The organism is Ruegeria jejuensis (assembly GCF_041537905.1).
Lineage (GTDB): Bacteria > Pseudomonadota > Alphaproteobacteria > Rhodobacterales > Rhodobacteraceae > Ruegeria_C.
In genome coordinates this window covers 103,687-111,488 of record NZ_JBGRUO010000019.1, presented here as the reverse complement: position 1 = coordinate 111,488, position 7,802 = coordinate 103,687, and the positions used below count along the sequence as shown (strand labels likewise).

General features: G+C 57.7%; 7 protein-coding genes. 3 read left to right on the top strand and 4 right to left on the bottom strand.

Features of this window, described 5'->3' with window-relative positions:
• Positions 1–126: 126 nt before the first annotated feature.
• The 4 genes from AB1E34_RS19545 to mepK all read right to left on the bottom strand — a co-directional run bounded on the left by AB1E34_RS19545 (position 127) and on the right by mepK (position 4,411).
• Positions 127–267 carry a hypothetical protein gene (locus AB1E34_RS19545; protein ID WP_372573994.1) on the bottom strand — a complete coding sequence of 47 codons (141 nt, stop codon included), beginning with the start codon at positions 265–267 and terminating at the stop codon, positions 127–129.
• A complete protein-coding gene (istA, locus tag AB1E34_RS19540; RefSeq protein WP_372573993.1) occupies positions 264–1,493 on the bottom strand; it encodes an IS21 family transposase in 1,230 nt (409 codons plus the stop codon). The genes AB1E34_RS19545 and istA overlap by 4 nt, the downstream gene beginning before the upstream one ends.
• 945 nt (positions 1,494–2,438) lie before the next feature.
• Positions 2,439–3,524, bottom strand: coding sequence for a hypothetical protein (locus AB1E34_RS19535; RefSeq protein ID WP_372573992.1), 1,086 nt, complete (start codon positions 3,522–3,524; stop codon positions 2,439–2,441).
• A gap of 317 nt (positions 3,525–3,841) precedes the next feature.
• Positions 3,842–4,411 (bottom strand): peptidoglycan L,D-endopeptidase MepK, encoded by a 570-nt coding sequence (gene mepK, locus AB1E34_RS19530; protein WP_306194162.1) that lies wholly within the window; start codon positions 4,409–4,411, stop codon positions 3,842–3,844.
• A 355-nt stretch (positions 4,412–4,766) separates the two neighbouring features.
• On the opposite strand from mepK, the gene AB1E34_RS19525 reads away from it, so the two are divergent.
• The 3 genes from AB1E34_RS19525 to AB1E34_RS19515 are packed head-to-tail and all read left to right on the top strand — an operon-like array spanning position 4,767 to position 7,799.
• The gene (locus tag AB1E34_RS19525; protein WP_372573991.1) at positions 4,767–6,383 is read left to right on the top strand and encodes a L,D-transpeptidase family protein; all 1,617 of its coding nucleotides are present in this window, start codon (positions 4,767–4,769) and stop codon (positions 6,381–6,383) included.
• 36 nt (positions 6,384–6,419) lie between these two features.
• Positions 6,420–7,508, top strand: a complete 1,089-nt coding sequence (lpxD, locus tag AB1E34_RS19520) for a UDP-3-O-(3-hydroxymyristoyl)glucosamine N-acyltransferase (protein WP_372573990.1) — start codon at positions 6,420–6,422, stop codon at positions 7,506–7,508.
• A gap of 33 nt (positions 7,509–7,541) precedes the next feature.
• Complete coding sequence (locus AB1E34_RS19515) at positions 7,542–7,799, top strand: acyl carrier protein (RefSeq protein WP_372573989.1); 258 nt, start codon at positions 7,542–7,544, stop codon at positions 7,797–7,799.
• Positions 7,800–7,802: the final 3 nt, after the last annotated feature.

The following is a 7,802-nucleotide window of genomic DNA, read 5'->3' as shown; positions in this document are numbered from 1 at the left end:
AAGCCCTCTTCGATATAGTCCTGAAACCGCGCCCGAAGCGCAGATGGCAGTGCTGCTGACATAAAACATCCTCCTAATAAGGAGGAATCACAAATCAATTGCGCTTGGAAGCCCCCGATTCACGTTTCAGGCGCGCCGCTTTAGCGCCTCGATCCCAGAGATTTTCCCCTGTTCCAGCTTTTGCATTGTGTGGTCCAGCGCCTCCAGCGCGCGGGGCAACTTCAGGCCGAGAAGTGCACCCTGGATCCGGTCGAGTGTCTCGGTCATTGAGCCCCTCCCGCAGCCAAGCGCTGACCGACCGCATCATAGAAGGCCAGTGACCGTTGTGGCACCCCCGCAGGCCTTTGCGTTATCTCCCGTGGCGGCGGGGCGTTGCGATGCGCGGGGTCAACCCGGCGCCGGTTGCGCCCTTCCAGTACTGGATGGTGGGCGATGCAAACGCTGTCTTCGAATATGCGGATCTCATCGACGTGGTTCTGCACCTCGACTATGCGTTTGCGCGTCGTTTCCGGCACCGAGTAGTAATTGCCATCAACCGAGACCATGCCTTCATGGCTGACCCGCCGTTCCACCGTCAGTACCGCGCTGTAGGGAATAGCGGGCAGCGGTCTGAGCGTCGGCTTCTCCTCGGCAAAAGCCTCATCCACGACCTGCTCGGTGGTGGCATGCACCCGCGGATTGGCAATCTCGCACCGCCAAGCGTCCAACTGGGCGTTCAGATCATCGATGTTGCGGAAGGTGCGCGCCAGAAAGAAGTCCTGGCGGATATAGCGGAAGGGTCGCTCCACTTTGCCCTTCGTTTGCGCCCGGTACGGTTTGCAAGCCTTGGGCGCAGAATCGTAATGGCTCAACAGCGCCACGAGCGAGGTGTTGTAGGTGACAATGCCGGCATCATCCTCCCCGATGACCGCTGTCTTCATCCGGTCATAGAGGATCTCTTCCGGAGTACCGCCCATCGCGTCAAAAGCGGCGATGTGACATCGCATCACCGTCTGAAGGTTTTGGCTGGACACGAACCTGCCCCAGAGCCAGCGTGAATGGCCAAAGACAAGGCTGAACAGCCAGACCTTGCGGATCACGCCGGGCTCATCCGTGAACTCCACCTTGAACTCGGCAAAATCCACCTGCGCCTGCTTGCCCGGAGGCGTTTCAAACCGCACCGCAAAAGGTGCGCGTCGAGGCGGACGCAGCTCGCGCAGAAAGGGCTTCAGTGTCGAATAGCTGCCCTCATACCCCATCGACTTGATCTCGCGCAGAAGCCGCCGACTCGACAAATCAGGGAACGCCCGAACACGCTCCGTCAGATAGATCCGGTAAGGGTCCAGCACACTGCCTTGCAATGGACGCGGGCCGTAGCTCGGTGCTTCCAGGCCCTGTTCCAGATATTTGCGCACGGTCTTGCGGTCAGAGCCAACCTTGCGCGCGATGGCCGAGATGCTCAGCCCCTGTCTTCGTAAATCGTGGGTCAAAACGATCTCCCTCAATCCCTTCACCTGACTCTCATTAATCAGAGCATCAGGCCTGCTTCCCGCGACAGCGCCAATTCCAAATATTTGAGGTTTGGAATTGGCGCTGCCGCTCACGGCTGGGGAATTTTCAATTGCCACTTTCGGGGAGAATACGACTGCCACTAACAGGATGCCAACTTATCGATGCGAACTGTTTTTGTTGCGCTTGCTGTGGATGGCCGGGTTGTAAGAATTCATAGGCAGTAGATTTAGCACTCGCAGCGAATGTCTCCTTCGACGGGCCGTGCCGCAGCATCCATGACGATAGTTGGATGGCAGCTTTGGGCTCGACTAGCAGATCTAAGTCGCCAAGTGAATGTCGGCTCCCAAGAAACGGCTCAGAGTTTGCAAACTCCGCTTTGTGCGCATCGCTGACATCGGCTCACGACCCGGATTTGCGAACGACGATCAAAGCATTGGAAAGGCTGATTTACTTTTCCAGTATGACACCTTCACGGATGTGGTAAATGGTTGCTATGTCGCCCTAATGCACGGAGACACTATCCTTGCCTCGTGGTCAGCGGCAACGGCACGGAGCTAACCAATAAACGCAGACTCTAAAGGGTGCAGGCCATCTGATTTATGACTTTTGACCAGTCTGCCAGTTCCTCCAAGATCTGGTTCGAAGTTTGTTCGCTTGGGGGCGCCATAAAATCAATAGCTTAGAAAATCTAGTCTTCGCATGTTTCTGTTACATGCAACATGTTGCCATGTAGTACGGCGTTGTTTGACAATGGGAATCGCTTCTCAAAGGGCTTCATGTGCTCGTCGCTTTCAGCCTTGTCAGGCATATAAAGACTGACAGGGATATCCCTAAAAAAGACCCTCTGAATCAGCTATTACTGACTGACGGTTTGGCGGTCAGGTTCACACAACAAAAAACCGGTCGTAGCGGCGATCAGAGCGGCTCGGCGCTGTCCGCTTTGTGTTCTATGAGCGTCCGACACCTTGACGATAGATAGACCTATCGCGCTGCGCCTTCGTTAGGTCGTCCATCTTTGCCATTCTGCTGTCGGCATATAACTCTGCCATGATGTCCAGAGCCATATCTCTCACCTCGACGGGTGTGGGTGTATTATTGGCGTTTGGAGGTTCGAACAGGGCTTTGTCGTGCGGAAAGAATGTGTTGGTGAACCAGTCCAAGTCTGGTCCCATTCGCTTTCTGAGTGTCCTTTGCTGCCCTGCATTGAGAGAGATCTTTTGTCCATCTGATGAGCGCTGAGACACTGCGCGAATAAGGTTGGCGTGTAAGGGGTTGCGGGTACCATCCGACAGGAGTTGAGGGATCGTCCGGTTGAGGGCGCGCAGGCATTCCGCTCCTGACGCAGTCAGGGATTCATTGAGCCTTGGAGGGCGCTGAAGACCTGAACCATCTATCCCGCATGCATGGCAAAAATCAGTTACGAGATCTCCGCCCTCTAGCCAGTTCCTGTTAAGAAGCCTCACATTGAGGCGTTCTGCGCCGACGACGTCCAGCCATTTCCCGATGCGTCTGTATGTGCTTACAGAATTCAACTTGCTCTGAAAAAAATCGCCGAACGGTTTTGTGTGACCCGTCTTGATGTGTTCTGAATACTGGCTTGCGATGAGGTCTTCCGGCGCCCGAAAGTATGCCAAGTATGTGACATCTGAAAACACCTCAAGAAACATCTTGTGGAACTCTTCGATGTTCTCAGTGGTGGTCAACCAAGGCAGCGCGTGCTCGGATGAAAAGAGCGCCACATGGTCTGGAAACCTACGCGGCAATTCTACGAGACCTTCGGCGTAAGGGATGGAGTTTTTGCGCTGCTCCTCAAGTGTTCTGCATTTGTAGCGAAGTCTGTTGTCGTCTCCGGGCAGGTGTATGCCCATTCGGGACAGCGCGGCGATTGGGTATTCGAACTGACTGCCGCGACCCTTGATATTTTGCTTGTAGGCGAACCCCAGTTTCGACAAAGCCAGAGCGTTCTTTGCAAGCAACACCTGGATCGAAGAAGACCCCACTTTTGGCGCTCCGATGTGAATGATTGCTTTCATGTTGCTCACTGCCCTTTGAGGTTTGATGAATCGGCGAAATCAAACACGCGCTAAGCGGTTTGGCAACCTGGCACAAGTCCGCTCAGATTGTTAATTTGCCGCGCAGCCCGCTGTCCACGGTACTATATCTGCAGAGCAGGATGAATATCGAGCGCCCGAACCAGGTCTGGTGCGCCGACATGGCCTTCGCACCAGATCAAATGCAGCTCATGTGACCGCGACGATCTTGTGCTGCGGGGCGTCACAATAGCAGAAACCCCCGGGCAAGGCCGCGGGGGTTAGGTAGGGGCGTACTGTCTAAGTCCAGAACCGCTGAATCAGCGGCCCCAGTTGCGCACGTCGCCGCAATCCATATGCACGAAATTTGAGCGCGAGTAACGCCCGACGCCACCGGCGCGGCAGGATTGGGCTGCGCGGGCGATCTGACCCACGGAGCGCGAGGAGAGGCGCAGATCGGCGGCCTGGCCCTTCATGTGAAGCGAGTTCTTGGCCACGCCACGCGACCGGCTGCGCAGCATCGCGTTGGTCTGGGGGCTACGATAGCCGGAGAGGAGCATATAGGGCTCGCTCACATCCATGAGGTTATGCGCGGCGGCCATGATATCGACGGTGCGCAGATCCATGGACTTGACCTGATCGGTGCGCCAGTCGCGCATGAAGTGGTTCACTTCTTTGACAGCGTCCTTGATATAATCGCCGTCGATCCAATATATCATGTCAATTCGCTCGCCTGTGCGACCGGAATACATGCGGATGCGCCGGATGTCGCCGCCTCCGCGCAGGAAACCTGCGGCTTGGGAATATGTCGGCGCTGCTGCAACAGCGCTTGCTGCGAACGCACCCAATAGAGCGCGCCGGGTCAGACCCGTCGATGTGATGTCAGTCATTTGCTGCTCGTCCCGTACTAGTCCTGCCTGCGCCCGATGTTACGGGTGCTTTATTAATATTCATCCCCAAGTGGTGACGTTATGCCATAGTGGGATTCGTCGGCCAAGCGAGGAATTTTTGGTTTAAAGACTAGGGGGAATTTTCGGCAATTTTCTGCGCAAAGAGACATCAATGCATGTTATTTTGACAAACGTGACCTTCGGGCAACGTTCTGTGGCGATGCAGCGCTGCATCATCTGCAAAAACTGTGATGCGCTGATAGGATTGTGAGTGGACATTTTCCGCTTTTGTTACCGAAAATTACAGAAGATGTGACGAGTGATGCGTTTAACAAGGATTTTAAGGATTTTCCCCATGGCTCATAAAAGACGGCGTCAACAAATCAAATCGCTGTCGGCGGTTTTTCGCGCGGCTATCGTGGCGGTTGTGATGGGCGCACCCGTTGCTGCGCAAGAGATGGCGTTCAAGCAATCCGTTGCCGCAGCAACCTATGGCAGCGAACATCTGGCCACTTTTTATCGTGAAAATGCCTATCAGCCGGTCTGGACGGGTGAGGGACCCGAGTTTCAGGCGCGCCGTGCCGCCCTGATCGCTGCCATGCGTAACACCGATGTGCATGGGCTGCCGCAGGGGCGCTATGACAGCGCCGCGTTGATCGAGCAGATGTCGCAGGCCAAAACCCGTCAGGACCTGGCGCAGGTCGAGGTCGCCCTGAGCAAGGCATTCCTGAAACTGGCGCGCGATCTGCAATCCGGCATCCTGCGCCCTTCCGACATCGATGCGGAATTCATGGTGCGCAAGGTCGAGCGGGCAGATCCGGTTGTCACGCTCAATGCGCTGATCCGGTCCGAGCCCAACGCCTATATGCGATCGCTGGCCCCGTCCTCGCCGCAATATCGGGCGTTGCAAAAGGAAAAGATCAACCTTGAGGCGCTGCTGGCGCAGGGTGGCTGGGGGGCTGGAGTGCCCTCGGGCAAGCTTGAGCTGGGCAGCGAAGGGCAGGGCGTTGTTGCGCTACGCAACCGTCTGGTTGCCATGGGGTATATGCGCCCCAATGCCGGCCGTGATTTCGACACCGCGATGCAATCGGCGGTTCAGGCCTTTCAAGCGGCGCATGGTCTGGAACAGGACGGCGTCGCCGGACCCGGCACTATAGAAGAGCTGAACCGCTCGGTTTCAGACCGGCTGAAATCTGTGATCGTAGCGCTGGAGCGCGAGCGCTGGCTGCCCGAGGAACGCGGCACGCGCCATGTTCTGGTGAACCAGACCGATTTCTCGGCCAAGATCGTCGATGACGGGCGCATCACCTTCGAGACCCGCGCTGTGATCGGCAAGAACACCCATGACCGTCAGAGCCCGGAGTTTTCCGACGAGATGGAGCATATGGTCATCAACCCGAGCTGGTATGTGCCGCGCTCGATCATCGGCAAGGAATACCTGCCCAAGCTTCAGGCCAACCCTTACGCGGTGTCGCATCTGGAGATCACCGATCGCCGGGGCCGGGTCGTCAATCGGGGAGCGGTCGATTTCACGCAATATTCCCGTCGCAATTTCCCCTTTGCCATGCGCCAGCCCCCCAGCACCAAGAATGCGCTGGGTCTGGTAAAGTTCATGTTCCCGAACAAATACAACATCTACCTGCATGACACGCCGCAGAAGAGCCTGTTCGCCCGCGAAACCCGCGCGTTTTCTCATGGCTGCATCCGTCTGGCGCAGCCCTTTGACTTCGCTTATGCTCTGTTGGCCAAACAGGAGGAGAACCCCAAGGCGTTCTTCCAGCGTACTCTGAATACCGGGCGCGAAACCAAGGTCAATCTGGAGCAGAAGGTGCCGGTTCACCTGATCTACCGGACCGCTTTTGTGGGTGCGGATGGCAAGGCGCAGTTCCGCCGTGATGTCTATGGGCGCGATGCCAAAATCTGGAACGCGCTGAACCGGGCAGGGGTGGTCCTTTCCGGCGTTCAGAGCTAAGCACGAGGGGCACCCGAACAAGCCGGAGGCCCCTACGTGTTCACAGTTCAGGAAATAGCCGAAACGCTCGGCGCCGAGGCGGCGGGCGATCTATCGTTGGAAATCCGGCGCGCGGCTGAACCGGGCGATGCCTCTGCCAGCGATCTGGCGTTGGCTATGTCTCCGAAATATGCCGATGCCCTGTCCGGCGGACAGGCCAAGGTAGCCATTCTCTGGCCCGATGCCGACTGGCAGGCGCTGGGGCTAAGTGCGGCGATCTTCGCACCCCGCCCGCGCATGGCGATGGCAGGTGTCACGGTGATGCTCGACCAGGGGCAGGGCGTGGCACCGGGCATTCATCCGTCAGCAGTTGTCGACCCGTCAGCAGAGCTTGCCGAGGGCGTCTCGGTCGGCCCGCTGGCCGTCATCGGCGCGCGGGTGCGCATCGGTGCGGGTTCGGTCATCGGGCCACAGTGCAGCATCGGCATGGATGCGGTTCTGGGTGAGGGCGCTTATCTGCGTGACCATGTCAGCATCGGCGCGCGGGTCATCATAGGTGACCGGTTCATCGCCCAGCCCGGCGCGCGGATCGGGGCTGATGGATTCAGCTTTGTCACGCCCGAGGTTTCGGCCGCCGAAAACGCCCGCAAGACCATGGGCGATGCGGGGGGCGCACGGGCGCAATCCTGGCTGCGCATCCATTCGCTGGGTGCCGTGGAAATCGGCGACGATGTCGAGATCGGTGCAAACTCCACCGTCGACAATGGCACCATCCGCAACACGCGCATCGGCAGCGGCACCAAGCTCGATAACCTCGTGCATGTGGGCCACAACACCCGCACCGGCACCGATTGTCTGCTTTGCGGCCACACCGGCGTCTCCGGCTCGGTCGAGATCGGCAACAATGTGGTGCTGGGCGGTATGTGTGGCGTGGTCGACAACATCTTTATCGGCGACGGGGTTGTTGCCGGGGGCGGGTCCAAAATCCTGTCCAATGTCCCGGCGGGCCGGGTCATCATGGGCTACCCTGCGATCAAGATGGACAGCCACACCGAAATCTACAAAACGCAGCGCCGCCTGCCCAGACTGGCCCGCGACGTCGAGACGCTGAAAAAGGCGGTTTCCAAACCCGACCCCAGCGATTAAATCTGCGCCGAGACAAACAGACAGAGGTCTGACATGAGCATCAACGACCGCGTCATTGCCATCATAGCCGAACAGGCGGTGCTGGAACCCTCCGATGTGACACCCGAAAGCACGCTGGAAGATCTGGGCATCGACAGCCTCGGGCTGGTTGAAAGCATCTTCGCCATCGAGGAAGAGTTCGACATTTCGATCCCCTTCAATGCCAATGAGCCCGAGGCGAGCGATTTCGATATCTCGAACGTGGCAACGATCATCGCCGGTATCGACAAGCTGGTGACGGAAAAGGCCTGATTC